Source organism: Pseudomonas sp. CFBP 13710, assembly GCF_014842235.1.
GTDB lineage: Bacteria > Pseudomonadota > Gammaproteobacteria > Pseudomonadales > Pseudomonadaceae > Aquipseudomonas > Aquipseudomonas baltica.
Genome location: NZ_JACYVJ010000001.1, coordinates 972,666 through 998,525, shown reverse-complemented (window position 1 = coordinate 998,525; position 25,860 = coordinate 972,666). Strand labels below are relative to the sequence as shown.

Annotated in this window: 25 protein-coding genes; 10 read left to right on the top strand and 15 right to left on the bottom strand. The window is 62.3% G+C overall.

What is annotated here, in order from left to right; genetic code table 11:
- Nucleotides 1-110 precede the first annotated feature (110 nt).
- Nucleotides 111-1,268 carry an FAD-dependent urate hydroxylase HpxO gene (hpxO, locus tag IFT44_RS04320; protein WP_192175474.1) on the top strand — a complete coding sequence of 386 codons (1,158 nt, stop codon included), beginning with the start codon at nucleotides 111-113 and terminating at the stop codon, nucleotides 1,266-1,268.
- Between the two features lie 16 nt (nucleotides 1,269-1,284).
- On the opposite strand, the gene IFT44_RS04315 is transcribed toward hpxO, so the two are convergent.
- Nucleotides 1,285-2,292, bottom strand: coding sequence for a sensor histidine kinase (locus tag IFT44_RS04315; protein WP_192175473.1), 1,008 nt, complete (start codon nucleotides 2,290-2,292; stop codon nucleotides 1,285-1,287).
- Nucleotides 2,285-2,725 carry a response regulator gene (locus IFT44_RS04310; RefSeq protein ID WP_122477343.1) on the bottom strand — a complete coding sequence of 147 codons (441 nt, stop codon included), beginning with the start codon at nucleotides 2,723-2,725 and terminating at the stop codon, nucleotides 2,285-2,287. Before IFT44_RS04310 ends, IFT44_RS04315 begins: the two co-directional genes overlap by 8 nt.
- Nucleotides 2,726-2,952: 227 nt before the next feature.
- On the opposite strand from IFT44_RS04310, the gene glgX reads away from it, so the two are divergent.
- Nucleotides 2,953-5,127 (top strand): glycogen debranching protein GlgX, encoded by a 2,175-nt coding sequence (glgX, locus tag IFT44_RS04305; protein WP_240998755.1) that lies wholly within the window; start codon nucleotides 2,953-2,955, stop codon nucleotides 5,125-5,127.
- 134 nt (nucleotides 5,128-5,261) lie between these two features.
- Here glgX and IFT44_RS04300 read toward each other — a convergent pair whose 3' ends face one another.
- Nucleotides 5,262-5,786: a DMT family transporter gene (locus IFT44_RS04300; protein ID WP_199861459.1), complete on the bottom strand. Its 525-nt coding sequence runs from the start codon at nucleotides 5,784-5,786 to the stop codon at nucleotides 5,262-5,264.
- A 100-nt stretch (nucleotides 5,787-5,886) separates the two neighbouring features.
- On the opposite strand from IFT44_RS04300, the gene IFT44_RS04295 reads away from it, so the two are divergent.
- The 3 genes from IFT44_RS04295 (at nucleotide 5,887) to IFT44_RS04285 (ending at nucleotide 9,874) form a co-directional block, all read left to right on the top strand.
- Nucleotides 5,887-6,789, top strand: coding sequence for a LysR family transcriptional regulator (locus IFT44_RS04295; RefSeq protein ID WP_192175471.1), 903 nt, complete (start codon nucleotides 5,887-5,889; stop codon nucleotides 6,787-6,789).
- 194 nt (nucleotides 6,790-6,983) lie between these two features.
- Nucleotides 6,984-7,775 (top strand): hypothetical protein, encoded by a 792-nt coding sequence (locus IFT44_RS04290; protein WP_199861458.1) that lies wholly within the window; start codon nucleotides 6,984-6,986, stop codon nucleotides 7,773-7,775.
- A 518-nt stretch (nucleotides 7,776-8,293) separates the two neighbouring features.
- Nucleotides 8,294-9,874, top strand: coding sequence for a GGDEF domain-containing protein (locus IFT44_RS04285; protein ID WP_192059863.1), 1,581 nt, complete (start codon nucleotides 8,294-8,296; stop codon nucleotides 9,872-9,874).
- A 99-nt stretch (nucleotides 9,875-9,973) separates the two neighbouring features.
- On the opposite strand, the gene IFT44_RS21300 is transcribed toward IFT44_RS04285, so the two are convergent.
- The 4 genes from IFT44_RS21300 to IFT44_RS04270 form a co-directional block, all read right to left on the bottom strand.
- On the bottom strand, nucleotides 9,974-10,072 hold the full coding sequence (locus tag IFT44_RS21300; RefSeq protein WP_446730936.1) for a hypothetical protein: 99 nt from the start codon (nucleotides 10,070-10,072) through the stop codon (nucleotides 9,974-9,976).
- Nucleotides 10,073-10,200: 128 nt separating this feature from the next.
- Nucleotides 10,201-11,427, bottom strand: a complete 1,227-nt coding sequence (locus tag IFT44_RS04280) for a zinc-dependent alcohol dehydrogenase (RefSeq protein WP_192175470.1) — start codon at nucleotides 11,425-11,427, stop codon at nucleotides 10,201-10,203.
- A gap of 231 nt (nucleotides 11,428-11,658) precedes the next feature.
- On the bottom strand, nucleotides 11,659-11,925 hold the full coding sequence (locus IFT44_RS04275; protein ID WP_122477350.1) for a DUF6555 family protein: 267 nt from the start codon (nucleotides 11,923-11,925) through the stop codon (nucleotides 11,659-11,661).
- Nucleotides 11,926-12,031: 106 nt separating this feature from the next.
- The gene (locus tag IFT44_RS04270) at nucleotides 12,032-12,292 is read right to left on the bottom strand and encodes a hypothetical protein (protein ID WP_163007545.1); all 261 of its coding nucleotides are present in this window, start codon (nucleotides 12,290-12,292) and stop codon (nucleotides 12,032-12,034) included.
- Nucleotides 12,293-12,540: 248 nt separating this feature from the next.
- On the opposite strand from IFT44_RS04270, the gene IFT44_RS04265 reads away from it, so the two are divergent.
- The 3 genes from IFT44_RS04265 (at nucleotide 12,541) to IFT44_RS04255 (ending at nucleotide 15,702) form a co-directional block, all read left to right on the top strand.
- On the top strand, nucleotides 12,541-12,750 hold the full coding sequence (locus IFT44_RS04265) for a hypothetical protein (protein ID WP_122477353.1): 210 nt from the start codon (nucleotides 12,541-12,543) through the stop codon (nucleotides 12,748-12,750).
- A gap of 142 nt (nucleotides 12,751-12,892) precedes the next feature.
- A complete protein-coding gene (locus IFT44_RS04260) occupies nucleotides 12,893-15,088 on the top strand; it encodes a TonB-dependent receptor family protein (RefSeq protein WP_244652077.1) in 2,196 nt (731 codons plus the stop codon).
- A gap of 77 nt (nucleotides 15,089-15,165) precedes the next feature.
- Complete coding sequence (locus IFT44_RS04255; RefSeq protein WP_122477356.1) at nucleotides 15,166-15,702, top strand: sterol desaturase family protein; 537 nt, start codon at nucleotides 15,166-15,168, stop codon at nucleotides 15,700-15,702.
- On the opposite strand, the gene IFT44_RS04250 is transcribed toward IFT44_RS04255, so the two are convergent.
- Genes IFT44_RS04250 through fni form a run of 5 tightly spaced genes read right to left on the bottom strand, consistent with a single transcriptional unit; the run spans nucleotide 15,584 to nucleotide 21,545 of the window.
- Nucleotides 15,584-16,582 (bottom strand): phytoene/squalene synthase family protein, encoded by a 999-nt coding sequence (locus IFT44_RS04250; RefSeq protein WP_185793034.1) that lies wholly within the window; start codon nucleotides 16,580-16,582, stop codon nucleotides 15,584-15,586. The genes IFT44_RS04255 and IFT44_RS04250 overlap by 119 nt on opposite strands.
- Nucleotides 16,579-18,069: a phytoene desaturase gene (locus tag IFT44_RS04245; protein WP_192175469.1), complete on the bottom strand. Its 1,491-nt coding sequence runs from the start codon at nucleotides 18,067-18,069 to the stop codon at nucleotides 16,579-16,581. Before IFT44_RS04245 ends, IFT44_RS04250 begins: the two co-directional genes overlap by 4 nt.
- Nucleotides 18,056-19,231, bottom strand: a complete 1,176-nt coding sequence (gene crtY / locus IFT44_RS04240) for a lycopene beta-cyclase CrtY (RefSeq protein ID WP_192137439.1) — start codon at nucleotides 19,229-19,231, stop codon at nucleotides 18,056-18,058. The genes IFT44_RS04245 and crtY overlap by 14 nt, the downstream gene beginning before the upstream one ends.
- Nucleotides 19,228-20,502, bottom strand: a complete 1,275-nt coding sequence (locus IFT44_RS04235; RefSeq protein WP_192175468.1) for a glycosyltransferase — start codon at nucleotides 20,500-20,502, stop codon at nucleotides 19,228-19,230. Before IFT44_RS04235 ends, crtY begins: the two co-directional genes overlap by 4 nt.
- Nucleotides 20,499-21,545 carry a type 2 isopentenyl-diphosphate Delta-isomerase gene (gene fni, locus IFT44_RS04230; protein WP_192175467.1) on the bottom strand — a complete coding sequence of 349 codons (1,047 nt, stop codon included), beginning with the start codon at nucleotides 21,543-21,545 and terminating at the stop codon, nucleotides 20,499-20,501. Before fni ends, IFT44_RS04235 begins: the two co-directional genes overlap by 4 nt.
- Before the next feature lie 223 nt (nucleotides 21,546-21,768).
- Here fni and IFT44_RS04225 point away from each other — a divergent pair, with 223 nt between their 5' ends.
- Nucleotides 21,769-22,674: a polyprenyl synthetase family protein gene (locus tag IFT44_RS04225; RefSeq protein WP_185793039.1), complete on the top strand. Its 906-nt coding sequence runs from the start codon at nucleotides 21,769-21,771 to the stop codon at nucleotides 22,672-22,674.
- Between the two features lie 117 nt (nucleotides 22,675-22,791).
- Here IFT44_RS04225 and IFT44_RS04220 read toward each other — a convergent pair whose 3' ends face one another.
- Nucleotides 22,792-23,064 (bottom strand): hypothetical protein, encoded by a 273-nt coding sequence (locus IFT44_RS04220; RefSeq protein ID WP_192175466.1) that lies wholly within the window; start codon nucleotides 23,062-23,064, stop codon nucleotides 22,792-22,794.
- A 227-nt stretch (nucleotides 23,065-23,291) separates the two neighbouring features.
- Here IFT44_RS04220 and IFT44_RS04215 point away from each other — a divergent pair, with 227 nt between their 5' ends.
- Nucleotides 23,292-24,149, top strand: coding sequence for an SDR family oxidoreductase (locus IFT44_RS04215; RefSeq protein WP_122477369.1), 858 nt, complete (start codon nucleotides 23,292-23,294; stop codon nucleotides 24,147-24,149).
- 158 nt (nucleotides 24,150-24,307) lie between these two features.
- Here IFT44_RS04215 and IFT44_RS04210 read toward each other — a convergent pair whose 3' ends face one another.
- Both IFT44_RS04210 and IFT44_RS04205 read right to left on the bottom strand, forming a co-directional pair.
- A complete protein-coding gene (locus tag IFT44_RS04210; RefSeq protein WP_192175465.1) occupies nucleotides 24,308-25,021 on the bottom strand; it encodes an ABC transporter ATP-binding protein in 714 nt (237 codons plus the stop codon).
- Nucleotides 25,018-25,857, bottom strand: a complete 840-nt coding sequence (locus tag IFT44_RS04205; protein WP_192175464.1) for an ABC transporter permease — start codon at nucleotides 25,855-25,857, stop codon at nucleotides 25,018-25,020. The genes IFT44_RS04210 and IFT44_RS04205 overlap by 4 nt, the downstream gene beginning before the upstream one ends.
- Between the last annotated feature and the right edge of the window lie 3 nt (nucleotides 25,858-25,860).

Below are 25,860 nucleotides of genomic sequence, written 5' to 3'. Positions count from 1 at the left end.
TTCAATGGGCACACCTGGCTTGTCGGCGTAATCTCGGCTGATAACGGTTCCTGATCACTTGGACAGCTTTTTGCACGGTCTCGGATCAAACCGATCTCAGTGGAGAAGCCATGGAATCCTTGAATATCGTCATCGCCGGTGCCGGCATGGGCGGCCTCAGTGCCGCTGCGGCCCTGCAACAGGCTGGTCACCGGGTTCACGTCTACGAACGTGCGGCCGAACTGGCGCCGGTCGGCGCGGCTATTTCCATCTGGCCCAACGGTGTGCGGGTGCTGGATGCACTGGGTCTGGGTGAGTCCATCGAGCGTGCAGGTGGCCATATGCAGACCATGAGTTACAGCGACCACCAAGGCCGCCTGCTCACCCGTTTCGACCTGCAACCCTTGTATAGCCATGCTCGGCGGCGTGCGTTTCCGATTGCACGCGCACGCCTGCAAGGCATCCTTCTGGAGGCGGTCGGGATGCAGAACGTGACCTTGGGGGTTGCGTGCCTGGACTACGAAGAAAGCCAGACCCATGTGCAAATCATGCTGTCGACGGGTGAAACGGTGACAGCCGACCTGCTGATAGCGGCAAACGGCACACACTCGCTGTTGCGCGACAAGATTGCCGGGCGCTCGATTCCGCGGCGCTATTGCGGCTACGTCAATTGGAATGGTCGCATCCAGTCGGCTCCCGACCTGGCACCCGCCGATGAATGGGTGCAGTACGTGGGCGACCACAAGCGGGTGTCGTTGATGCCCATGGGGAACGGTGAGTTGTATTTCTTCTTCGACGTACCGTTGCCGGCAGGAACGGCCAACGTCCGTGAAGGCTATCGCGCCGAACTCGAGCAGCAATTCGCCGGCTGGCCCGACCCGGTGCAGCGTCTTCTGCAACGGCTGGATCCGGCCAGCGTTGCGCGAGTGGAAATCCATGACACCGAGCGAGTCCCCCATTTGGTCGGCACGAGGGTTGCGCTGCTGGGGGACGCGGCCCATGCAATGACCCCCAACATAGGGCAGGGCGGTTGCCAGGCCATGGAAGATGCCTGGGTGCTGGCCCGCTGCATCGAACGCGAGCTGACTCCGGCAGCCGCGTTGGCGGCCTATGAGGCTGCACGCGCGGAGCGGGTCGCCGGTCTGGTGGTCAAGGCGCGCCAGCGGGCGGCGATCATCCACGGTGAAGTGCCGGAAGAAACCCGGCAATGGTACGCAGCGCTGGCGGGCAGCGATGGCAGCGACATTCTGGGTGGCTTGATCAAGACCGACGAGGGCAGCCCGCTGTAGCGCGCAACCGCACTGTCTAGGGGTGCGGCAAGGTCAAGGTAACCACGGCGCCCTCTGCGTTGCTGCGGTTGAGAACCGCACCGCAACGCCTGGCCAGCGCGCCGATCAACCCCTGGCCACTGAGCTTGGACCCCGACGCGCCTGCATTCGACAATTGCGCCGGGGAGAAGCCTGGTCCGCGATCGCTCACCGTCAACTGCAGGTCACCTGTACCGAGACGCTTGAGTGCAAAGTGGATATGGGTGGTGCGCTGGTTGCCGTGATGGATGGCGTTGGCCACCAGCTCGTTGACGATCAAGCCCAGGTCCGAAGCCAGCTTGAACGGGGCGTGGGCAGTTTCGGTATCGACGGTGAGGTGAATGCTGTCGTCGCGCTCGGCCTGGATCGATGCCCGTACCAAGTGAGGAAGGTAATGCGCCAGATCCACGGTGCCGGACGCACTGCGATACAGCTCGGCCTGGACCGTGCCCACGCCCTGGATACGCGCGATGGCCGATTCGAGCAACTGCCGCGCTTCGTCGCCCTGGGCGCGCAGCTTGGACATCTGCAGGAAAGCGATGATCAGCTGCAGGTTGTTCTTGACCCGATGGTTGAGTTCGGAAACCAGAACGTCCTGGTGTGCCTCGAGCTCTTTCTGGGCGGTGATGTCGGTGCAGCTGCCGAAGTAGCCGGCGAACACCCCCAGGCGATAGAACGGCGCGCCGTGGTCGAGAAACCATCGGTAGCTGCCGTCGTGGCGACGCAGGCGATACGGGGTAGTGAAGGACTCGCGGGCGTCGAAGGCCTGTTCGTAATTGCGCGTGCACATCTCCAGGTCATCGGGGTGCACGTCGTCGCCCCAGCCATAGCCGCAGAGCTGGTCCTGAGTCTTGCCGGTGAAGTCGAGCCAAGGCTTGTTGAACCAGTCGCACTGTTTGTCGGTACCCGCGCGCCAGATCAATACCGGCGCGTTGTCAGCCAACTCGCGAAACTCGGTTTCACCAAGTCCTGGTCCCATGCCCGGGAGATCTGTGGGTTTACTCATGCTTCTTTCCATATAGGCCGCGCGATTCTGTGAAAAGCTTCAAGGGCACTGGCAGCGGTCGATTCAAGGGTAGTTCACCTTTGACCAGCGAATGCACGATGTGTGCGCTGCGCGACAGGTCATTGGGGCTGTAGGGCTTGGACAGCAAACCCAACGCGTAGCCGCTGTTGGCCTTGGCCACATCGATCTGGCCACTGACGAACAGCGAATGGATCTTGAATTGCTCGTAGAGCGTCTGCGCCAGGCCTACGCCTTCGTCGTGTCCATCCAGATTGATGTCGACGAATGCAACGTCGATGACATGCTCGTGCGCAAGTGACAGCGCTCCGGCGACGTCATACGCAGGACCGATGATCTCATGGCCATCTTCCTCCAGAGCTATCTCGGCCAGTAGCGCCAGGATTGGATCGTCTTCTATCAGCAGGATACGCATTGAGTTAACTCATTCTCTTCAAGGGCGCTTGCGCTCTTCTTGCAAAGCTTGTTTTAAGAGCGTCAATAAACCAGTGCGTTCAATCTCGCGTTGTCGGCTGCTAACCACATCTTGATTCCACGCTGAAAAATATCCTGAACTGTTCGGCTGCGCGCGCTTCTATCAGTAGACCGTTTTGGTCGTCTACCTCAGAGCTCAGGCTCAACCTATTTCCGGAGTGTTTGATCATGTCTGATCAATCAATGAATGACAGTGCGTCAAGCCAGGAACGTCCCGCCAGCCGTGTCAGCGAGGGCTTGCCGTACCCATTGGGCGCGACCTGGGATGGGTCGGGCGTCAATTTTGCAATCTTTTCCGCCAACGCCACCAAGGTTGAGTTGTGCCTGTTCGATGCCGACGGCGTCGAAGAGATCGAACGCATCGCGCTGCCTGAATTCACCAACGAGATCTGGCACGGTTACCTGCCCGATGCGCGCCCGGGCACATTGTACGGTTACCGCGTGCACGGTCCATACGACCCTGCCAACGGCCACCGTTTCAACGCCAACAAACTGTTGATCGACCCCTACGCCAAGCAGATCTCGGGCGAATTGAAGTGGGACGACGCGCTGTTCGGCTACACCGTGGGCCATGAAGACGGCGACTTGTCGTTCGACGAGCGTGACAGTGCACCGTTCATGCCACGCTGCCGTGTGATCGATCCGGCCTTCACCTGGGGCAACACAGCCAAGCCGAACGTGCCGTGGGAAAAGACCATTTTCTACGAAACCCACGTGCGCGGCTTCACCATGCGCCACCCTTCGGTGCGTGAGTCCGAGCGCGGTACCTTCGCCGCCTTCCACGAGAACGACGTGGTCGAATACATCCGTTCGCTCGGCGTCACGTCGGTAGAGCTGATGCCGGTTCACTATTTCCTTGATGACAACCATCTGCTGGAAAAAGGCCTGCACAACTTCTGGGGCTACAACACCCTGGGCTTCTTCGCGCCGCATGCCCGCTTCATGGCCGGCTCGTCGATCGCCGAATTCAAGGTCATGGTTTCGCGCTTCCACAAGGCCGGCCTGGAAGTGATTCTCGACGTGGTCTACAACCACACTGCCGAAGGCAACGAGATGGGCCCGACCCTGTCGCTCAAGGGTATCGACAACGCCAACTACTACCGCCTGATGCCAGACGATGCGCGTTACTACATCAATGACACCGGCACCGGCAACACCCTGAACATGAGCCACCCCTGCGTATTGCAGATGGTCACCGACTCCCTGCGTTACTGGAGTTCGGAAATGGGCGTGGACGGCTTCCGCTTCGACCTCGCGACGATTCTGGGTCGTGAAGCCCATGGCTTCAGCGAAGGCGGCGGTTTCCTCGACGCCTGCCGCCAGGATCCGGTGCTGGCCAAGGTCAAGCTGGTCGCCGAGCCGTGGGACTGCGGCCCGGGCGGCTATCAGGTGGGCAACTTCCCGCCGGGCTGGATGGAATGGAACGACAAGTTCCGCGACATCTCCCGTGCGTTCTGGAAGGGCGACGACGAGATGCTCGGCGATTTCGCGAAAATCTTCCTGGGCTCGGGCGACCAGTTCAACCGTCGTGGTCGCAAGCCGGCGTCGTCGGTCAACTTCATCACCGCGCACGATGGCTTCACCTTGAACGACCTGGTGTCGTACAACGAGAAGCACAACGAAGCCAACGGTGAAGACAACCGCGACGGCCACTCCGACAACCGCTCGTGGAACTGCGGCGTCGAAGGTCCGACCGACGATCCGGAAATCGTCGCGCTGCGCTACCGGCAGATGCGCAACCTGCTGGCGACGCTGTTTCTTGCCCAGGGCACGCCGATGCTGCTGGCGGGCGATGAGTTCGCTCGTACCCAGGGTGGCAGCAACAACGCCTACTGCCAGGACAGCGAAATCGGCTGGGTTGACTGGAATATCAGCGAGCAGAGCAGCGAGCTGCAGGACTTCGTCAAGTACCTGATCGAGCTGCGCAATCGCTACCCGCTGCTGCGCCGTAATCGCTTCTTCACCGGTGCCTACGACGAAAGCCTGGGCATCAAGGATGTCAGCTGGATCCAGCCCAACGGCAGCGAGATGGGCGTCGAGCAATGGCAGGACGGCAGCAACCGCTGCATGGGCATCCTGCTCGATGGCCGCACCCAGTCCAGTGGTATCCGCCGCGCCGGGGTCGACCATTCGTTGTTGATCGTGGTCAACGCGCACCATGACGTGGTTGGCTTCACCTTGCCGGAAGTGCCGGAAGGCAAGCGCTGGATCCTGCAACTGGACACCAACCAGACCGACTTCGAAGCCGGTGAGTCGTTCGACTTCGGCACCGAGTACGCCGTCACCGGACGTTCGGTACTGATGTTCGAACTGGCCAAGCCAGTGAGCAAGAAGCGTCGCTGATCGTCTTAGGCGAGTAACGCCGCCGTAGAAGCGTCAAAGTTGCCATGGGCGTTCGTGATGCGAGCGCCCATGAGCTGCTTTTAGAGTTCTTTCGTCCAGTTGCCGATCGCCATCGGCTTGTCGTTGTATGGTCATCAATTCGATGTGTGCTCGGTGTTTTGAGCATCCGTCTGCGTCATCGGTTTGGTCTGCACGCTGCTGTACTGAGCAATTGCAAGGCCGATCAGCATTATGGCAATGCCTGAAATCCGACCAAAGCCCACCGGCTTGACCGCAAGACCCAACAGACCAAAGTGATCGAGCAAAAGCGCAGCGACCATTTGGCCTGCAATCACGCACAGGATGAAGCTTGCAGCACCGACCTTCGGCAGTAGGAACAACGAGGTTGCCACGTACACCGCCCCAGTGATCCCTCCTATCCAAATCCACCACGGGCCTTGAAAAGCTGCTACGAAGTCGGGTGCGGGAAGGCGAATGGTCACCGCAGTCGATGCGAGCACGATGAATCCAATCAGAAGCGCCACAGCCGCTCCCCACAGTGGGTTGCCAAGCAGCCTCGCAAGCATGCCGCCGCTCGCTGCTTGAACTGGAATCAGCACCCCGGCCATCACCGATATGGCAAGCGGAAGTGATCCGACCAGCAGTGTTCTATTCAGCATGAGGCTCTCCATAAGCACGGCTCGATTAAGGGCAGAGCCAAGGTTGATCCATCTGCTAACCTGATGGAAATCACTTGCATGCACATGGATTATTCTTCTGATGGATGCACTAAGAAAGATTGACCTGAACCTGTTGCTTGCTTTGCACGCGCTTCTCATCGAAAAGCACGTAACCAGAGCTGCTGTTCGTTTGCACAGAAGTCAGCCAGCGGTGAGCCACGCATTGGCGCAACTTCGGGAGTATTTCGATGACCCTCTTCTGGTGAGACAGGGCGGCAAGATGATTCTGACGGCGCGGGCGCAGTCCTTGGTTACCCCTTTGCAAGATGCACTTGGCAGTTTGAATGGACTGCTTGCCTCTCCTGATTTCGATCCTGCGACAGCGCAGCGACGTTTCCGGCTATCGCTGTCGGATTACGCCTCCAGAATCATCCTTCCACCGCTGGTCAAACACCTTCGGCAAACTGCGCCAGGTATTGATCTAGCAATAAGCCAGTCAAGCCGGGAAGGCATGATGGCTCAGTTGCAGGATGGAGAGCTGGACCTGGCGCTTGGTATCTTCACTGACGTTGCGCCGGATATATCGGTCCAGACATTGTTCGTCGAGGACTTCATCTGCGTCGCGGACAGGCATTCATTGCCACAGGAAGGCTGCCTATCGTTGAACGCGTGGTTGGCTCGGTCACATGTCATGGTGGCGATGCGTCCCGATGCCTATGATGAAATTGAACGCGCTCTAGGCGTGCGAGGACTGGAACGGCGTATTGCCTTGGCCCTGCCGCATTGGGGCGCTGCAGTCGATGTTCTTCCCGGTACGGACCTGGTCCTGACCGTAGCGAGTCGAGCCGCTGATTCGGTTGATCGACACAGGCAGCTTGCGAGGTTCGCACCGCCCTTCACAATTCCCCAGATGGACTATCAGCAAGCGTGGCACTCTCGAAAGGAGCACGACCCGGCCCATCGTTGGCTTCGAGAAGTGTTGTTCATGTGCAGCCAGCCATAGGCAAAGTGAGAATCGAAAGGTGACCAGTTGCCGGCGCTGCCTGGGCTACCGACCGACAACGGTTCCGTGGGATCCGGGCACGTTATTCATTGGCTGCATGTGCATTGTGCGTAGCATCGATTTCCAATGAATCTAGCGCCGCCAGATACTTTCATCTCAAACCAGAGCTGTTGCTTCCAACAGAGGATAGTGAGATGAAGGCGAACGATACGTTGTGCTCAGCAGCGGCGGCAGAGCCCATGAAGGTGTCTGACAATGCAATGGCCACCAAGGTTGTTTCACTGAAGTTCAGCGACAACCGAAAAGATGTCATTGGGCTGAAAAACGTCAATGAGTTACTTGAAGAGATTGGTGTACACGTTGTGACCGTCGAAGTGCCGAAATCAGCGGCCCCGATCCTGGCGGCGTCATATGAGCGCGCGCTCACCGAGCTTGAGAAGCAGGACCTGATCAAAGCTTTCGAATTGACCACCCCCCAGCTTCTTGAACAGGTAACACTTGCAGGTCGTTTGCCCTCAGTGACTGGTGGTGGTGTCCTGACCGAGGAAAACGGCATGGGGCCCTACCCAAAGGTCTACGATATGAAGGCCATGGATGCCCGTGCTCACAAGGCAGCGCTTGAAAAGTACGGCCGAATGCATGTCAACTCGGCCGATGATGGTACTGATGTCGACGAGGTAATGACGGTCGTCGCGGGTGGCCCTTTCCGCTGGGGGTTCACGCTGAAGGATGGATCAATCGCGCGTTTCCAGATCGAAAGGCTTGACCTCGGCGACAAGGCCGTTCGTGTGAGTTATCACGGACTGGGAATGCACGCAGGCATTATGGATTCCAGGCAGGGTTTGATAGTGGCCTACGGTCATGGTCCGGCAGAGTTCACCATGCGTTATGAGGCGCAAGTACCCCACGCCCATCTGCTGGGCACCAATCCATGGATCGACTTCAGTGGCGAGACGCCAGTCGTGCTGGATGAAGTAAAGTCTTAACCCTGCTCTGAACAACCTTGAGCTCACAAAGCGGTTGTGTGATGTGCTTTATCGAGAAGGCTGGAGGGCGTCATCACAACTGTGTTCATGTAGGGATTATCCAAGTACTCATCAGCCCTGTCGTCAACAGACGCCACTGTCGCTACTGTGCGCAGATTCTGCGATTCGCCGTTTTAGCAAACTACGGCAGTTTCGCGTTGGTCCTCGAGGTGCCTGTGGAAGCGGCAAAAACAGGCTTCTTGCTAGACTTTCAATGCGCTGGACGCATTGGCGCTGCTTCGACGCGACCCGCATACGCGTGATCGAGGCTTGGGTCCTTCCACGATAGCGACGAGACGCTGTAGACGCTGAGATGGCAATTTGCTAGCTTGCTCTGCAGGCGCCGGTCAATCCCTTGACTGGCGGCCATGTGTACCGTCGAACTCATTCTTTGCTGCCCTTACGCAGCCACACATGACGACCTTCGACGACCCCGAAACTTGCTGCCCGTGCACGCCCGTGCGTTGGATATTGCCACGATGTTGATCAGACGCCGCCCATCGCTCGCAGGTTTTATCGGCCTGGCGCTCGGCTTGATCGTATTTTCGGCGTTCTCGCTGTTGCGGTCCGAAATCCAGCGGCAGGAAACCCGCTTCTCCGAGTATGTACAGAGCATCGCCGGCACCGTACGCAATCAGCTCGACACCAACGATGCCGTACTGGCAGGTTTTGCGGCATTCCTGCAGGCGGTCAAGCAGAGCGATACCGATGCGGCAGCCCGCTACGGCGCGGCCGTGCTGGCGGCGTACCCGCACATCTACATGCTGGAAGTGGCGCGCAGCGTCCCGGTGGACGAGCAATTCGATTTCACGGCATTGCTGCGGCGCACCTGGCTGCCCGATTTCGAGTTGAAGAATTTCGAGGTCAAAGACGCGCACATGAAGGGCGTAGCGCCAGCCGAGCCTGGGGTCGGCGGGTCGCGAGCCATGGCGGAAGCGACCTGGCCCATCCTGTTCATGTCGCCGCAGCTGCCGCAGGCCAGCGTCATCTATGGCGTGCGCCTGGAAACCGTGCCGTACCTGGCCAACGCCCTGGCGCGTATTCGTCAGAACCCGCTGCCAGTGGTGTCGCCGGTGTTCGCCCTGCACGAAGGCGGCAACGCCTACATTCTCATGAAGTCGGTGTCGCGCCCCGATGAGGATACCCAGCACACCTTGCCGAATTTCTTCGGCAGCACCATGGTGGCCATGCTGCTGATCAAGACCGATGCACTGCTCGGTGCCATCGTGCGCCACAACAGCGACTCGCGTGTGGCAGTGAGTGCTCAGTTGCACAGCACTGACAGCCCCAGCCAGGTGGTCGCCATGGAGCCGGTGGCGGGGCGTTGGTGGGACGAACTTGCCTTGCCGCGGCTGACCGACAGTGTGTACGTGGACAGTCCTACGCAACCTGTTTCCCTCAGCTTTCAACGGCAACTACGCCTGATGGACGTGCTGGGTCCGGGAAATCTGTTGATTCTGGCAATATTGATGGCGAGCCTGGTGGTGGTGCCGATGGTGCTGGTCAGGCATTTCTCGGCCATCGAGGCCGCCGAACTGGAGCATGAGCGCTCGGCATTCCTGGCCACCCACGACGTCCTGACCCAGTTACCCAACCGTTACCTGCTGGCAGACCGCTTCACCCAGGCACTTCAGCATTGGACCGAGCAAGGCGTCCCATTCGCGGTCATGCTGATCGACCTCGACCATTTCAAGCAGATCAACGATGAGCACGGCCACGCGGTGGGCGACCAGGTGCTGCAGGCACTCGCCAAACGCATGCGCGAGACGGTGCGCCATTACGACACGGTCGCGCGTTACGGTGGCGATGAATTCGTCGCGCTGGTCTCCGATCTGACCAATCCGGACAGCGTGATCCTCAAGGCGCAGCAGCTGCTGGATGCGATCGAGTTGCCAATCGGCACCAGCGTCGGTGCGCTGTCACTGTCGGGCAGCGTCGGGATCTCGCTGTGCCCCGTACACGGTGAAGATCTGGACACCTTGCTCAAGGCGGCCGATCAGGCAATGTATCAGGTCAAGCTGGAAGGTCGGCAAGGAGTGGCGATGGCGGGCGCCGTTTGACAGGCAGTGGCGGGAAAGGCGGCTGATATTCTGGAGATAGCGGCGAGCGCACAGCGGCCCAGGCAGGGCAGGGGCACTCGATGAGTGCCCCGACAGGGTTCAGAAGACCAGCTTGAACAGGCCGATGACCACGACCAGGCCGATCAGGAAGATGATACCGACGGTACTGCCAAGAAACTTCAACATGGGATGACTCACATCAATGGGTGTTACTGCTCTAGACAACGGCCCTCGGCGCTCGTTTCATCCCATGTCGATCGGTGATCCCGGTCCGTTGCTTTGCAGTGGCCAAGGCCGGGCACTGCCCAGCCTTGTTGTGGGGTACCTCAAAGCGCCGGAATGACGCCTGCGGTAGGCTCGACAACCGGGGCTTCGATGGTCGGCTCGCCAGGCGTGAGAATGACCTTGCGGCAGTCCTCCTGTTTCTTGTCGAAGATCTTGTAGCCTTCGGCAGCCTGTTCCAGCGACATGCGGTGGGTAATGATGGTTTCAGGCGTAAGGCGGCCCGCTTCGATGTGCTCGAGCAGCTCCGGCAGATAGCGCTGCACGTGGGTCTGGCCCATGCGGAAGGTCAGGCCCTTGTCGAACGCGTCGCCGAACAGGAAGCCGTGGATGAACCCGGCGTACACACCCGGCACGCTGACGATGCCGCCACGGCGCACAGCGGCAATGCACTGGCGCAGTGCCTTGCCGCTGCTGCCTTCCAGCTTCAATGCCGCCAGCACGGTTTCGGTGGTGCTGCCCTTGGCTTCGAAACCCACTGCATCCACCACACCGTCGACACCTCGTGAGCCGGGGGTCTGGCGAATGATGGTGTCGGCAGGGTCATCGTCTTCATCGAAGTTGATCGGAATCACGCCGTAGGCCTGTTGCGCATACGCCAGGCGGTAGGGATGGTGATCGACCATGAAGATACGCTCGGCGCCGAGCATTCGCGCTACGGCAGCGCACAGCAGCCCGACGGGACCGGCGCCGTAGATGGCAATGCTTGAGCCCTGGCCGATCTCGGTGTTCTTCACTGCCTGGAAAGCGGTAGGCAGGATGTCGGAAAGAAACAGCACCTTCTCGTCGGCCAGAGTGCCCGGCACCTTGAACGGCCCGGTATTGGCCTTGGGCACACGGACGTACTCGGCTTGCCCGCCGGGCACGCCGCCGTAAAGGTGGCTGAAGCCGAACAACGCCGCGCCTGGTGGAATCGACTTCTTGTTCAGAATTGCCCCGCGGCCGGTATTGGTCGTCTCGCACGCGGCGAACTGGTCCAGGTTGCAGAAGAAACAGCTGCCACAGGCAATCACGAAGGGGATGACCACCCGGTCGCCGGGGCTGACTGCAGTGACGCCGGTCCCGACTTCCTCGACCACACCCATGAACTCGTGGCCGAAGATGTCGCCGTGTTCGACCGTGGGTATCTTGCCGCGATACAGGTGCAGGTCCGAGCCGCAGATGGCGGTGGCCGTGACGCGCAGAATGATGTCGTCGGCATCCTGCAGCTGGGGGTCGGGAACGGTGTCGACCTTGACGTCGTGAGCGCCGTGGTAGGTAAGTGCTCTCATGTTCTTCAGCCTCTTGATCAGGGATGGTTATCAGCAGAGGGATACCAAAACCGGGAAGTTCAAGCGGATATGCTCAGCGGAATCAGGAATCATTCCGATGTTCGATGAAAAAGCGAGGGTGCGGCGAGGGTGACTGCGGATCGGCTGCGGGGGTTGCGTGGGCAACCCCCGGCATGGTCCTGCAACAGCGGGTGATACCAAGGCGATGAAGCGAAGCACAGATCGGACGGCTCAATGAGCCGTTTCGATTCCCAGTTCTTCACGTGCCTGCTGGCCGGACGGCCTCCAGCGCACATCGGTAATACCATACTGCTCGGCCTTGGGCTTGCTGACTTTCTGCACCCGTTCGCGGCCGAACTTGGGGATGACCCCGACCCCTGCATCACAACTTGCCCAATGCCAGGCATCGGCATTGTTCAGGGTCGGTAGACGGATGATGAACGACTTTTCCGCTCCATGGAGCCGGTAGTCAATGATGAACAGTGTTGGGTTCGGCATGGTGATCTCCTGCGTTGACTCATCATTGAGTTGTGATACGCAGGAAAGATTCAGAAAATGTGTGGCACAGCGACGAGCTGTCGCTTGCCTGGCGAGCCCTCTGCAATCAGGTGTGCGAGTCCCACTCGACGGCAGGCATCACTTCCAGTGGCGCATGGGAACCCTTGCCACGAATTTCGTTGACCGCATACAGCACCAGCAGGCGAAACGTGGTGCTGTCCTTGTATTCATGGGGCGACAGGCTGCGCATCACTTGCGCGGGGACATTGGGGTCGATCAGGGTCAGGTTGAGCAGCCCTTCTTCCATGTGGGTTTCATGTTTGAGGGGCGGGTCGAGCCCTGCTAGTACCGCTTCGATGGAAGCCATGGAGTCACCCTTGACGGTCGATGATGAGAAGGCAGGGGAATAAACCGGCTGAAATTGCCCGGGGCTGTAAAAGCTATAGCTGATGTTGGCCGAAACCGCCTCCCTGCTGCCATTGGTTTTTCCACGGCTCGGCCGCAGCCGCCACTTCCATGCTCGGGATCCTCCGGCATGCTTTTTCCTGTGCCCTGGTCGATGCTTTTGAGTAAGCTGGCGGCACGTGCAATGGATGCAACGGAGGCTGGCTAGCGATGACGGAAGACCAGGCTAACTACAAGCGGCTGCTGACGCTGATAGAGAGCGCCCAATGGCAGGCATTCGGCAGCGAGGACGGTTTCGCCCTGCGCGCGTTGCTGCTGGTCGGTTACGTGGTTACCACGGTCACCCCAGATAGCCGGACGCGGCTGGCCCTCACCGTGCGCGGCACCCGCTATCTCGAGGAACTGCGCAGCGAAGTCTGACCGCTGCGGGGCATTTCACCCACCAATGTGCTCATTGGGCCATCACGAGCGTCAATCCTCCCCAACGGGCCCGAGGCTGGGGCCGCGCCGCTTGCCAGACCCGGACCTTTCTCGGGTATACCGCTCTTCAAGGATCCGTTCCATGCCGCAACCCTCTGCGCCCCGTCTTCATGTCGGGGGCCGTCCCCACTGCCTGTCTTCGATTGCCCTGTCACGCTCGCCCCGATGGCCTGCCTTGGGCTTGGCTGCCGTGTTCGGCGCACCTTCGTGTGCCCTCGCGGCACAGGTCATGGAGTTGCCGGCTGTCGAGGTCAGCGAGGCCCGCGTGAGCGAGCTGGACGAGGCAGGTCTGGCATTGCACTCGGTCCCGGGCGGTACCAATCTGATCGACGCCGAAGCGAGTGAGCGCGGGCGGCTGGCGGGCAATGAAGACTTGTTCAGGAATCAGGCAGGCATCTATGCCCGCGCTGCCAACAACGAAGGTGCGAAAATCTCCATACGTGGTTCGGGCATCAACCGCGGTCCCGGCGCGCATTCTTCGGGGCTGTACCAGATGTTCGACGGCCTGCCGCTGACCGGCCCTGGTGGCACGCCCTATGAGTTGCTCGAACCGCTGTGGCTGAGCCGTGTCGAGGTGCTGCGCGGAGCCAATGGCTTCGACCGTGGCGCGCTGGCCCTGGGCGGCGCCATCAACTATGTCACGCGTACCGGCTACGACGCCGCCAGATTGCAGCTGCGCTACGAAGTGGGCAGCCATGGCTACAGCAAGCGCCAGGTCAGTTCCGGCGAGGTGCTGGGGGATGCCGACTATTATTTCAGCGTGACCGATTCCAGCTACGACGGCTTCCAGGACCAGAGCGCCGGCGGCAGCCGTGGCGCTGCAGGCAACTTCGGCTATCGCTTCAGCCCGCAGTTGGAGACCCGGTTTTTCTTCCGCTATCGCGAGACCGACAACGACACGCCCGGCAGACTGACCCGCGGGCAGATCGCCCACGACCCTCGCGCGGCCAATGGCTTGAACCTGGCGCGCGACTCCAAGCGCATCCAGCCGGGCAGTACCTGGCTGGCCAACAAGACCACCTGGCACCTGGATGACGGTGCCCGCCTGGAAGCCGGGGTGGTCTATCACGACTACCCGATGGACCTGCGCGAAGGCACCAATCGGATGAAGGTGGCCTACACCGATGTCAGCGGCACGTTGAACTATGTGCGCCAGGACGACCTGCTCGGGCATGTCAGCAAGACCACAGTGGGGTGGCGCAGCACCAAGGCATTGCCCAATTCCGGAGTGTCGGAATTCGTCCGCGTGCCGGTCGGCAACACGGCTGGGTATACACCTGGCACGCGGACCCGCGATTACAGCTACCAAGGCTCCGACCATACGCTGTACGTCAGCAACGAACTGGAGCTGCTGCCGGACCTCTGGCTGACCAGTGGACTGGCCGCCCTATACACGCGTCGCGAGACGGAAGTCAGTTACCCGGTGACCAACGACCGCGTCAGCCTGCATGCCTGGGACTACGCGCCACGCCTGGGCCTGCGCTACGACTACAGCCCGCAGTTGCAGGTGTTCGGCAACCTCAGTCGTTCGGTGGAACCGCCGCACCCGTGGTCGATGATCTGGGGCTCCAACCGCTACTTCGCGGTGGGCAGCGGTGCGGCCACGGGTTTGCAGAGCAACGGCGTCGAACTCGACAACCAGAGCGCGACCACCCTGGAACTGGGCGGGCGAGGGGAGGCCTGGTTCGGCCAATGGGACCTGGCCTGGTATTACTCGCAGGTGCGTCACGAACTGCTCAGCGTCGAGACCCAGGCCGCCACGGCCACGCGCTCGCAAGTGATTGGCGAGGCCAATGCCAGCCCGACGGTGCATCAAGGTATCGAGCTGGCACTGGACAGCCCCTTGTGGGACGGCCACCAGGCCGGCCGCCTGGCACTGCGGCAAACCTATACCTACAGTGACTTCCACTACCGTAACGATGCGCGGTTCGGTGACAACCGTCTCCCCGGCCTGCCCGAGCATTACTATCAGGCCGAACTGCGCTACGACCACCCCAGCGGTGTGTACACCGGCCTCAACGTGCAACACGCCTCACGCATTGCCGTGGACTACGCCAATTCCTATTACGCGGCGCCGTATACCCTGTTCGGTGCCAGCCTGGGCTACGCCGCGCCGGGCGACACCTGGCAAACCTGGCTGGACGTTCGCAACCTGACCAACAAACGCTATGCCAGCACCGTCACTCCGGGCTATGACGATCAGGGCCGTGACGTGGCGCGCTCGACCCCCGGCGACGGCCTGGGTGTCTACGCGGGCATTTCCTGGACCTTGCGCTGACCAAGCGATGAGCAGGCGGCCAGGGTCGCGCCGGTTGCGTTAAGATAGTGGCCTACCCGCTTTGGCAGAGAGCAGCAGTGATCCTCAACAGCCTGGTTTTTTTCATCACCTTGGCGGCCATGGAAGGCGTTGCCTACCTGGCCCACAAGTACCTCATGCATGGTTGGGGCTGGGGCTGGCATCGTTCCCATCACGAGCCCCGCACCGGCTGGTTCGAGAAGAACGACCTGTACGCGGTGGTGTTCGCAGGGCTGGCAATCGTGCTGATTGCCCTGGGGACCCAGGGCCTGCATCCGCTGGAGTGGATCGGCGCGGGCATGACTGCCTATGGCGCACTGTATTTCGTGGTTCACGATGGGCTGGTGCACCGGCGCTGGCCGTTCCACCTGGTGCCCCGGCGTGGTTACCTCAAGCGCCTCTACCAGGCGCACTTGATGCACCACGCGGTAGAGGGCAAGGAGCGCTGCGTCTCCTTCGGCTTTCTGTTCGCGCCTTCTACGACGCGTTTGCGTGCTCAGCTTCGCGCACTGCACCAGGGGCCGCTGCGCAAGGCGGACGAGGCCGACTCCACAGCTGCGCAGGGCGCTGCGGCCACTGCCGCCAGCGAGCGCTGACGGCGCGCCATCCGCCCTGGCTCACGGCTGCCAGCTTCTCCGCCTTCGAGGTTGAAATGCGGGCATCCCAGGCATGGCTGCCCGCCGCAACCACCTTCACGCCGATCTGTCGGTACACCGCGGCGGCGGTCGCCACGGCCCAGGCCGAGCGCCAGGGCAGGGCCGCCAGGCCGGCCTGGGCGCTGGCGTAGTAGGGTTCGGCCAGGTTGACCAGGCGCTGGGCGAGCACTGCCACGGCCGGTCGGTGCTCAGGCGCGGCCAGTGCCTGCAGCGGAATGTTCAACTCGTCCAACCACTGCGCGGGCAGGTAGCAGCGGCCGATACGCGCGTCTTCGACGATGTCTCGGGCAATATTGGTCAGCTGGAACGCCAGCCCCAGGTCACAGGCCCGATCCAGGGTGCGTGGATCGTCAGTGCCCATGACCCGCGCCATCATCAGGCCGACCACGCCAGCCACGTGGTAGCAGTACTGCAGCGTGTCGTCCTGGGTGTGATAGCGGCGGTCCACCACGTCCATTTCAAACCCGGCCAGGTGTTCCATTGCGTTGTGTTCGGGAATGCCGTGCTCGCGCACGACCTCGGCGAACGCGGCAAACGCTGGTTCGCCGGCAGGCTCCCCGGCGTACACCGCACGGGTCTGGGCCTGCAGCAGGGCCAGCCGCCGCTGCGCTTCCTCAGCGCTGATCGATACCGCGTCGTGGCCGGCCTGTTGTCCGTCGATCACGTCGTCGCAATGGCGGCACCAGGCATACAGCATCACCGCACTGCGCCGCGTGCGTTCGTCGAACAGTTTGGCGGCTGCAGCGAAGCTTTTCGAACCCACGGCGATGCTCTGCTCGGCATGTTCGCGCAGCGCCGGATCCGGCGCCGGCGTGCTCATGAATGCAGGTCCGCGATCATCAGCCCGGCAGTCGCCTTGGCCGAGCCGATCACACCCGGCACCCCGGCGCCTGGATGGGTGCCGGCACCGACCAGATAGACGTTGTTCAACTGCGCATCGCGGTTGTGCGGGCGGAACCAGGCACTCTGCTGCAGCACCGGCTCGAGCGAAAACGCCGAGCCCAGGTGCGCGTTGAGTTCGCTCTGGAAATCATCCGGGGTGAAGATGCGGCAGGTGACCAGATCTTCGCGCAAGCCGGGAATGTAGTGCTCTTCCAGGTATTCGAAAATCCGGTCGCGGTACAGCGGGCCCTGCACCGACCAGTCGATGGCTGCATTGCCCAGGTGCGGAACCGGCGACAATACGTAGTGGCTCGAACAGCCGGGTGGCGCCAGGCTGGGGTCGGTGACGCAGGGCGCATGCAGGTACAGAGAGAAATCCGTCGCCAGTTCGGCGCCGTTGAAAATCTCGTGGATCAACGCCTGGTAGCGCGCACCGAAGCACACCGTGTGGTGTTGCAACTGCGGTTGTGGGCGCTTCAGGCCGAAATGGATGACGAACAGCGAGTTGCTGAAGCGCTTGCCCTTCAGGCGCTTGCCCTCGCGTCGACCGCGCGGGTGCTCGCCCAGCAGGTCGGCGTAGGTATGCACCACGTCGGCGTTCGAGGCCAGGCAGTCGGCGCGCCAGCAGCGGCCGTCGCGCGCATGCACTGCCGTGGCCCGATCGTGCTCGACGTCGATCTTCGCCACTTCGGCATTCAACTCCACGGTACCGCCCAGGTCCTGAAACAGCTTGACCATGCCTTGCACCAGCGCGCCGGTGCCGCCCTTGGGAAACCACACGCCCCATTCGCGTTCCAGGGCATGGATCAGGGTGTAGATGGACGAGGTGGCGAACGGGTTGCCGCCCACCAGCAGCGAGTGGAACGAGAATGCCTGGCGCAACTGATCATGCTCGATGAAGCTTGAAACCATCGAGTAGACGCTGCGCCACGCCTGCAACCGAGCCAGTTGCGGACCCGCCTGGAGCATGTCGCGAAACGACAGGAAGGGCACCGCGCCAAGCTTGAGGTAGCCTTCCTTGAATACCGCCTGGGAGTAGGCCAGGAAGCGCTGGTAGCCGGCGACGTCCGGTGGGTTCAGGGCATGGATCTGGCGGTCCAGTTCGGCCTGGTCGTTGGCGTAGTCGAACTTCGTGCCGTCTTCCCAGCACAGCCGGTAGAACGGCTTGACCGGCAGCAGATCGACGTAGTCGGCCATGCGCTTGCCACTGAAGGTGAACAGCTCTTCGATGGCCGAAGGGTCGGTGATCACGGTCGGGCCGGCGTCGAAGGTGAAGCCCTGGTCGCGGTAGACATAGGCTCGGCCTCCGGGCTGGTCACGCTTTTCCAGCAAGGTGGTGTGGATGCCTGCGGCCTGCAGACGGATCGCCAGGGCCAGGCCGCCGAAGCCTGCGCCGATGACGATGGCGGTTTTAGCTGGATTCATGGGGGTTCTCGAACTGCCGGGGAGAAGATCTGAGGGCGGCGCGCACGGCCTCGTCGACGGGCACGGGAGGCTTGCCGACGAGAATCCGGGCGCGGTCACGCCAGTGGTTTTGGCCTGCATAGAATCGGCTGATCAGCGCGGGCGACAAGCGGTAGAAGCGTTGCATCACCCGCCAGCGATCCTGAGGCTTGCCGGCCAGGAACAACATGCGGTTGAGCAGGCGATAGAAACCCTGCGCCTGCCATTGCTGGCGTGCATGTTCGCGGATACCCGTGAACAGGCGGTCGGCGTCCAGGTCGGTCTGCTCCGCCAGCCACTGGGCCAGGCGCACAGCATGGGGCAGCGAATAGCCTGTGGTGCAGTGAAACAGGCCGGCGCGCAGGCCGGAAAGGGGTTGGCCGGCGGCTTGCTGCCAGAACGCATCGAAATCGCCGGCCAGGGTGATCGGCAGCACGCCCTGTTCTTCGCGCAGGCACTCGGCGATTGTCCAGCCCTGCCAGCGCACGTAGTCGGCGATATGCTCGCGCAACTGATCGCAGCTCAAGGTGTGGCGATCCACGTAATGGGTGTCTTCGACCAGCACCGTATCGGCCGAAAAGGGCAGCACGTAGACGAAGCGATAGCCTTCGCCCTGGCTGACCCGCGCGTCCATGATGATTGGCCCCAGCAGGCCGTGGGGCTGTTGCAGGCGCAGCAGCTGGCCGACGAATGCCTGCTGGCCCAGCACCAGGTGGCGGCTGGGCTGCACGCCGCGGCCGTCGATCACCGCCTGGGCCTGCAGCGTCTCGCCACTGGCCAGGCGCACGTGTCGCGGGCCCAGTTCGGCAATGGTTTCGCCCAGGCGCAGGCTCGAGCTCAGGGCCTGGGTGATGACCTCGGCAAAGCGCTCGCTGGTGATGCTGGCGTAGCCGCTGTCGAGTCGCCGCGAGACCTCGGCGAAATGTACCTGGTAGCAAGGCCAGCGCTTGACCACCAGGGGTTCGATCCAGTGGTGCTGCTCGGCGCTCAGGTCGCCATCGTGGAACGACCAGGTATGGTTGCCGCCCAGGCTCTGCTGCGAATCGATGCACAGTACCTTCAGTTCTGGGCGCACCTGGCGCAGTCGCCAGGCTATCAGGCCATTGGCCAGGCCGGCACCGGCGAGGATCAGGTCGTAGGTCATAACGGGGCTCCGGCCACTACGGGTTGCCGCGTGCGCACTGCGGTTTCGACGACAGCCGCCGCCTTGGCCGTGCCACCCGCGCTGGCCAGTTCTGCCTTCAAGCGGGCAAAGGCCGGTGTCGGCATGTCGAGTACCTCGCGCAGCACCTGGGCAATGCGCGAAGACCGCGCGCGGCGTTGCAAATGGCGGCCGAGGCCGTGATGGCGCACCCGCGCCGCCACGCCTGGCTGGTCGAAGGCGATGGGCATCACCAGCATGGGCGTCGAGCTGGCGATGGCATCCATGACCGTATTCAACCCGCCGTGGGTGATCACCGCATCGGCCTGCTCCAGGGCCCACTGCTGCGGGGCGAAATCGGTCACCCATGTTGCGCCCAAGCGGTGCAGGCGTTGCTCCGCAGCAGGGTCGAGCAGGCCGCAGTGAGCAATCAGCAATTGCCCGTCGAGTCGTCGACAGGCTTTGGCGATCTGCTCGAACATGGCCAGGCGCTGGCCTTGCAGGGTGCCCAGGCTGGCGAAGACGAACGGGCGTTGCGGGTCGATTGGCCAGTGCCCCTGGGCCTGAATGGCAGCGTTGCGCAGCGGGCCGACGGCGTGCAGGTGGGGCGGGGCGTGCTGGCGGGGAAAGTCGAAGCCGGCCAGGGTCTGGCTGATCTGCGCCAGTGGCGAAAGACATTCGTGCAACGCACTGCGTGGCGCCAGGCCGAGGGTTTTCGCAGCGCTCTGGATGGCGCGCGCATGGGGCTTCATCAACCAATCGTAGACCTGGGTGCTGCCGCGGTACATGTGCAGGCTGCGCTCGTCCGTGGCATAGGCGAAGGGCATGACCGGCAACGGCAGGCCCGGCTCACGGTTGACCGGCAGCGCGCAGGCTATCGACACGAAGGGCAGCCCCAGGCTTTCCGCGACCAGGCCGCCGGCAGCCTCCATCTGGTCGCACAGCAGAGCGTCGACGCCGTGTTGCGCCAAGGCTGCGGGCAGCTCGTCACAGAACATGCGGGTGGTCGCTGCCAATTGCTCGATGATCTGCCGCAGGCCCCACGGTGTGCCTGGGTTTGCCGCCAGACGCAGGCTGCGCTGCAGGCTGCCGGGCGGATGGCTGGCCTGGCCCAGCACTGCGAAGCCGATACCGGGAGCCGTGACCCAGCGCGCGGCGTCCGCCTGGTGGAAGAACGTGACACGGTGGCCTCGTCGCATCAATTCCTCAGCCAAAGCCTGCAGGGCGTGAAAATGACTGTAGTAGGCGGGCGCCACGACGCCGAAGTGGCTCATCGAGGCAGGGCCTGCGGACCCAGCAGGCGGGCCTGGCGCAGGCCTGACAGATTGGCCGAGCCGGTACAGAAACAGGCCACGCGCAGTTGGCGGATGACCACCTCGAAGTGTTCGATCACCGCTTCGGTGGACAGCGTTGCGCCTGGCAGCACGGCAGCGGCCTGGCCAACGATGTCCGCGCCCAGGCGAATGGCCTTGGCTGCATCGACGCCATCGCGAACGCCGCCCGAGGCAATCAAGCGTACCTGCGGCAAGGCCTGGCGCACGGTCTGGATGCAGGTCGCCGTGGGAATGCCCCAGCCGGCGAATGCCATGGCCACCGCGCGATCGGCCGCGCGGGTGGCGCGTTCACCTTCCACTGCGGCCCAGCTGGTACCGCCCGCGCCCGCTACATCGATGACCTGCACGCCGGCCTCGACCAAGGTCTGCGCGACGCTGGCCGAGAGCCCGGCGCCGACTTCCTTGATCACCACCGGTACTTTCAGAACAGTCACTGCACGGGCGATCTGCGCCAGCACGCCGCGCCAGTGCCGGTCGCCTTCGGGCTGTACCGCTTCTTGCAGCGGGTTGAGATGAATGATCAGGCCGTTGGCTTCGAGGGTGTCGACCGCACGATGAGCGAGGTCCATGCCGTCTTTCTCCAGCAACTGCGCTGCACCGATGTTGGCCAGTAGCGGGATGTCCGGGGCGATGCGCCGCAGGTCGCGGGTGAGCCCTTGGTCGTTGCCGGTCTGCAGGCTGACCCGCTGCGAGCCGACACCCATGGCGATGCCCAGCGCCTGCGCCGCTTCGGCGAGGTGACGGTTGATCGCCACGGAGCGCAGGGCGCCACCGGTCATGGAACTGATCAGCAGCGGCGCGCGCAGGTCGATGCCGAGCAATGAGCTGCTCAGGTCGATGTCCGCCAGGTCCAGCTCGGGCAACGCGCAGTGTTCGAACTGCACCGCGTCCCAGCCGGCGCCCACGCGTGTACCGGCCCTGAGCGGGTCCAGAACGATGTCCAGGTGGTCATCCTTGCGTCGACTCAACTCGTCGTGCTTCATGTCAGCTCCATTGCCCAGGAATCATTTACGGCCGCCTGCGGTCTGTCCATGGTAGAGAGTTGTACGGCGCGCTCATATTCGCATAACGTATGTCCATCTTCACAGGCTCAGGCATCGGCGCTGCGCAGTCGTTCCTTGTTTAGGAGCGCAGCTGCCCGCGCCAGGCCATGCCGATACCTCGTCTCCGGCGGCCGCAGGACTCGAAACAAGAACAGAGGGAACGATGACAGCTGACACGTCTGCGACCAGCGATAGCGGTTTCACCGAGCACATGGCCTTGTTGCGCACGACCATCGAAGCGCGCCTGGACGCCTTGCTGCCCACGGCGAGCAATGAGCGCGACCTCGTGGCCACGGCGATGCGCGATGGTGCCCTGGCGCCGGGCAAGCGCATGCGTCCGATCCTGTTGATCCTGGCGTCGAACGGCTTGGGGGCCAGCGACCAGGCGGCCCTGGATTTGGGCTGCGCGGTGGAAATGGTCCACGCCGCATCGCTGGTGCTCGATGACATGCCCTGCATGGACGATGCCAGGCTGCGCCGGGGCCGTGTCACCACGCATCTGGCGTTTGGCGAAGACGTTGCCATTCTGGCTGCAGTGGCGCTGTTGTCGCGGGCCTTCGCCGTGGTGGCGGGCATCGACGGGCTGAAGCCTTCGATTCGAACCCAGTTGGTGGAAATACTGGCCAACGCCATCGGCGCTCAAGGTCTGGCCCGGGGTCAGCTGCAAGACCTGCGCGAAGGCCTGCACCCGCGCACCGCAGAGGAAATTGCCGCCACCAACAACCTCAAGACCGGCGTGCTGTTCAGCGCAATCATGGACATGGCCTACCTGATCAGCGATGCACCACCGCCTACACGCGCCGTGCTGCAGTGCTTTGCCCTGGAACTGGGGCAGGCCTTCCAACTGTACGACGATCTTCATGATCACAGCCCAGCCACAGCCAAGGACCAGGGCAAGGACGACGGCAAGTCGACCTTCATGGCGCTGTGCGGTGAGGATGAAGTGAAGCGGCGCCTGCAGGAACACCTGGACAAGGCTCGCGCCTGCCTGGCCGACGCCTATGCGCAGGATGATCACATCAGCCGCTTCCTGCAGCTGATATTCGTCAAGGCCGCTACCTGCGCGTGACCGTTCACCTGTCAGTACTACTTCTTCCCGAATAAAGCCCCTTCACGACAAAGGGCATCGAGTACGCTCGATGCCCTTTGCTGTTCGATCGGGTTGAAGGTCTGCGCTACCTGATCGTCAGGCGTGCGGGTTGGTGCCTTTCTCCGCATCGTGTTTCTTCGCGGCGTCGACGCCGGCGCTGCTCAGTTTTATCGGGTATTCGAGCGCGGGTTCGTGGTCTTCGACCGTGACCGGCTTGCCCTGGATCAGGCCTTTTTCCTGCAGCGTCTTGATCATTCCGGCCACTGCCTTCTCGCCGCGGTAATTGTCGAGAATTTCCTTGCCCAGGCCGTGGGGATGCGCGTGCAGCAAACGGGTGAGTACTTCGTGCTCAAGTTCGACGTTGCTCATGAATGCCTCTCTGACTGCTGAATGAAAATGCATCGGTTACGCCATTGTGACTCGGTCAGGCGCGAGAGATTCCTTGCGTCTGCAATCATGCCTGCACAGGCGCCGCACAAAAAAAACAAACTTTTGCGCCGACAAGGAAGTCGACTTTGCACGCGTATCCATTTCGAGGGATGTTTTCGCAACGCATTTTTTGCGCACCTTTTCTTTACCAACCTATGGAGATACCCATGGCCAACTATCCAACTCCGCCGTTCGAGCCGCAGCAGCAATCGGTACCTGGCACGCAGTCGAAGATGAATCCCGTTCCCGACTGTGGCGAAACCAGCTACAAGGGCTCAGGACGGATGGCCAACAAGGTCGCCCTGATCACCGGTGGCGACAGCGGCATTGGCCGCGCTGTGGCGATTGCCTATGCCCGCGAAGGCGCTGACGTGGTGATTTCCTACCTCGATGAGCATGAAGATGCCAAAGATACCGCGCGTTACGTCGAGGAAGCCGGGCGTCAGTGCCTGCTCTTGCCAGGCGACCTGGCCGAGAAAGAGCAGTGCCTGGCCATCGTGGCGAAGACGGTCGAGCGTTTCGGCCGTATCGACGTTCTGGTCAACAACGCCGCGTTCCAGATGAGCCACGAAACCCTGGACGAGATTCCTGACGAGGAGTGGGTGCGTACCTTCGATATCAACATCACGGCGATGTTTCGTATCTGCAAGGCAGCAGTGCCGCACATGCCGTCGGGCGGTTCGATCATCAACACCAGCTCGGTCAACTCGGACATGCCCAAGCCGACCCTGCTGCCCTACGCGACCACCAAGGGCGCGATTGCCAACTTCACCGCGGGCCTGGCGCAGTTGCTAGGCAAGAAAAACATTCGCGTGAACAGCGTGGCACCGGGCCCGATCTGGACGCCATTGATTCCGGCGACCATGCCGCCGGACGCAGTGAAGACCTTTGGCGAAGAAACCCCACTGGGTCGCCCGGGGCAGCCGGTGGAAGTGTCGCCTATCTATGTGTTGCTCGGGTCTGATGAGAGCAGCTATATCTCCGGTTCGCGCTATGCAGTGACTGGGGGCAAGCCTATTCTGTAAGGCTGCGCCCGGTTGGCGGTCCTTGTTTTGTCCGCTCGGGCCTCTTCGCGGGCAGAGGGCTCGCCGCCCGCCCCGCTCCCACATACTCCCAAGTCCACCCGGGATTCCTGTGGGAGCGGGCTCTGCCCGCGAATGGGCCCTCAAGCCATACACAAAGATCAAACCACATGCGCTGACTTCAGCTGAGTCAGCGCCTGTATTCTCAGCTCAGCCAACACCGGATCCCGCCGATCCCTCGGCTGCGCCAGATCCACATCGATCCCACCGCCTATACCACTGCCCCGATGCCCCATCACCAACACCCGATCACTCAGATATAGCGCCTCATCCACGTCATGAGTCACCAGCAACAACGCGATGTCATGGCGCTCAGCCAAGTCCAGCAACAAATCCTGCAGCTTCATTCGGGTGAACGCATCCACGGCACTGAACGGCTCGTCCAGCAGCAACACCTTGGGCCTGGAATAAAGCCCACGGGCGATCGCCACCCGCTGCGCCATGCCGCCAGACAATGCCTTGGGCAGCGCCTTGGCAAACCCGCCCAGTCCCACTTCGTCTATCAGCTGCCGCACCCAGGCCTGGTCATAATGCCCATCATCGTGAAAGCCGATGTTGCGCTCTACATTCAGCCAAGGCATCAGCCGCGGTTCCTGAAACACGAACGCCACCGAGTCGCCCGCGCTGTCGAGCTCACCGGTGTAGTCCCGATCGAGCCCTGCGGCGATGCGCAGCAGCGTACTTTTGCCGCAACCACTGGGCCCCAGCAGGCTGACCCGCTCACCGGGTTGCAACTGCAGTTCCAGGTCCTTGAGCACCACCGTGTCGCCAAATGCTTTGCGCCGGACACGGAGGCTCAACAGGGCATCGTTCATGAGCGGTTCCCCGAGGCTTCGCCGGTGAATGCATCGCGCCAGCTGACGCAGCGTCGCTCGAGGGCCGCAAGCAGGCCATCGCTGAGCTTGCCGAGCACCGCCAGGGCGAGGATCGCTGCCAGAACGATGTCCGGTCGCGAGGTTTCGCGTCCGTCGCTGAGCAGGTAACCCAGGCCTTTGGTCGCGGCAATCAATTCGGCGGCGACCAGAAACATCCAGGCCATGCTCAGGCCGCTGCGCAGGCCGGTGAACAATCCCGGCATGGCTGCCGGCAACAGGATACGCACGGTCAGTCGGCGGGCGTTGAAACCATACATCTGGCCGACCTCGACCAGCTTGCGGTCGATGTTGCGAATGGCGGCAACGCCGTTGACGTACACCGGAAAAAACGCACCGATGGCAATAAGCACGATCTTGGACGTCTCGTCGATGCCCAGCCACAGCAGCAACAAGGGCACCCAGGCCAGGCTCGGTATGGCGCGCAGACCCGCGAACGTAGGCTCCAGATAGGCCTCGGCTTCCCGGCTCAGGCCCACCCAGGCGGCAAATACCAGGGCCAGCGACGCACCGATGACGAAACCTGCCAGCACGCGGCCCACGCTGGCGAGAACGTGCTTGCCCAGCGCGCCCTGCGCCAGTTCGACCAGCGTCAGTGCCACATCGCTGGGCGCCGGCATCTGGTAGGCGGGAATCCAGCCGGCCCGCACCACGACTTCCAGCACTGCGACGATCATGCAGGGCAGCAGCCAGCCCTTGGCGCCGCGTCGCCAGGCCGTCGATACACGCCCAGGGGACGATGCGGCGCCCCTGGGCAGGGCTTTTTCCGAAGTGCTCATGAA

Coding starts and splice junctions, on each gene's coding strand:
- hpxO (WP_192175474.1), top strand. CDS start 111: ATGGAATCCTTGAATATCGTCATCGCCGGTGCCGGCATGGGCGGCCTC.
- IFT44_RS04250 (WP_185793034.1), bottom strand. CDS start 16,582: ATGAGCACGCCGGCGCCGGATCCGGCGCTGCGCGAACATGCCGAGCAG.
- IFT44_RS04275 (WP_122477350.1), bottom strand. CDS start 11,925: ATGCCGAACCCAACACTGTTCATCATTGACTACCGGCTCCATGGAGCG.
- glgX (WP_240998755.1), top strand. CDS start 2,953: ATGTCTGATCAATCAATGAATGACAGTGCGTCAAGCCAGGAACGTCCC.
- IFT44_RS04280 (WP_192175470.1), bottom strand. CDS start 11,427: ATGAGAGCACTTACCTACCACGGCGCTCACGACGTCAAGGTCGACACC.
- crtY (WP_192137439.1), bottom strand. CDS start 19,231: ATGACCTACGACCTGATCCTCGCCGGTGCCGGCCTGGCCAATGGCCTG.
- IFT44_RS04215 (WP_122477369.1), top strand. CDS start 23,292: ATGGCCAACTATCCAACTCCGCCGTTCGAGCCGCAGCAGCAATCGGTA.
- IFT44_RS04270 (WP_163007545.1), bottom strand. CDS start 12,292: ATGGCTTCCATCGAAGCGGTACTAGCAGGGCTCGACCCGCCCCTCAAA.
- IFT44_RS04310 (WP_122477343.1), bottom strand. CDS start 2,725: ATGCGTATCCTGCTGATAGAAGACGATCCAATCCTGGCGCTACTGGCC.
- fni (WP_192175467.1), bottom strand. CDS start 21,545: ATGAAGCACGACGAGTTGAGTCGACGCAAGGATGACCACCTGGACATC.
- IFT44_RS04210 (WP_192175465.1), bottom strand. CDS start 25,021: ATGAACGATGCCCTGTTGAGCCTCCGTGTCCGGCGCAAAGCATTTGGC.
- IFT44_RS04260 (WP_244652077.1), top strand. CDS start 12,893: ATGCCGCAACCCTCTGCGCCCCGTCTTCATGTCGGGGGCCGTCCCCAC.
- IFT44_RS04220 (WP_192175466.1), bottom strand. CDS start 23,064: ATGAGCAACGTCGAACTTGAGCACGAAGTACTCACCCGTTTGCTGCAC.
- IFT44_RS04265 (WP_122477353.1), top strand. CDS start 12,541: ATGACGGAAGACCAGGCTAACTACAAGCGGCTGCTGACGCTGATAGAG.
- IFT44_RS04235 (WP_192175468.1), bottom strand. CDS start 20,502: ATGAGCCACTTCGGCGTCGTGGCGCCCGCCTACTACAGTCATTTTCAC.
- IFT44_RS04205 (WP_192175464.1), bottom strand. CDS start 25,857: ATGAGCACTTCGGAAAAAGCCCTGCCCAGGGGCGCCGCATCGTCCCCT.
- IFT44_RS04300 (WP_199861459.1), bottom strand. CDS start 5,786: ATGCTGAATAGAACACTGCTGGTCGGATCACTTCCGCTTGCCATATCG.
- IFT44_RS04315 (WP_192175473.1), bottom strand. CDS start 2,292: ATGAGTAAACCCACAGATCTCCCGGGCATGGGACCAGGACTTGGTGAA.
- IFT44_RS04285 (WP_192059863.1), top strand. CDS start 8,294: ATGTTGATCAGACGCCGCCCATCGCTCGCAGGTTTTATCGGCCTGGCG.
- IFT44_RS04295 (WP_192175471.1), top strand. CDS start 5,887: ATGGATGCACTAAGAAAGATTGACCTGAACCTGTTGCTTGCTTTGCAC.
- IFT44_RS04225 (WP_185793039.1), top strand. CDS start 21,769: ATGACAGCTGACACGTCTGCGACCAGCGATAGCGGTTTCACCGAGCAC.
- IFT44_RS04245 (WP_192175469.1), bottom strand. CDS start 18,069: ATGAATCCAGCTAAAACCGCCATCGTCATCGGCGCAGGCTTCGGCGGC.
- IFT44_RS04290 (WP_199861458.1), top strand. CDS start 6,984: ATGAAGGCGAACGATACGTTGTGCTCAGCAGCGGCGGCAGAGCCCATG.